The organism is Streptomyces sp. NRRL B-1347 (assembly GCF_000720325.1).
Lineage (GTDB): Bacteria > Actinomycetota > Actinomycetes > Streptomycetales > Streptomycetaceae > Streptomyces.
The window spans coordinates 1-461 of the sequence record NZ_JOJM01000273.1 but is presented as its reverse complement, the minus strand read 5'-3'; the positions used below and the strand labels follow the sequence as shown (position 1 = coordinate 461).

The 461-nt window shown below is 64.2% G+C and carries 1 protein-coding gene; it reads right to left on the bottom strand.

Features of this window, described 5'->3' with window-relative positions:
• Nucleotides 1–37: 37 nt before the first annotated feature.
• The coding region (locus tag IG74_RS0144950) for an IS256 family transposase (RefSeq protein ID WP_030689713.1) at nt 38–461 on the bottom strand (424 nt) is incomplete at its 5' end.

The following is a 461-nucleotide window of genomic DNA, read 5'->3' as shown; positions in this document are numbered from 1 at the left end:
GGGTGTGTCAACTTAACGGCTGATCTTGGTTGTTGAGTTATCGCTGGTCGGTGGGGGTGAGGCGGCCGTCGAAGGCGATCTGGAAGGCGTTCAGTGGCGCTTTCCAGCGCATCGTCCAGCGGCGCTGGCCCTTGCCGGTCGGGTCCAGGCTCATCAACGCCATGTAGACGCACTTCAACGCCGCGGCTTCCGACGGGAAGTGGCCGCGGGCTCTCACGGCCTTGCGGATGCGGGCGTTGACGCTCTCGATCGCGTTCGTCGAACAGATCACCTTGCGGATCTCGACGTCGAAGGAGAGGAAGGGCACCATTTCGGCCCAGGCGTCGGACCACAGTTTGCTCACGGCCGGATACTTGGTGCCCCACTTCTCGGAGAACTCCAGGAACCGCTCGGTGGCGGCGGCCTCGCCCGGAGCCGTATAGACGGGCTTGAGGTCCTTGGCGACCTTGTCCCAGTCCTGC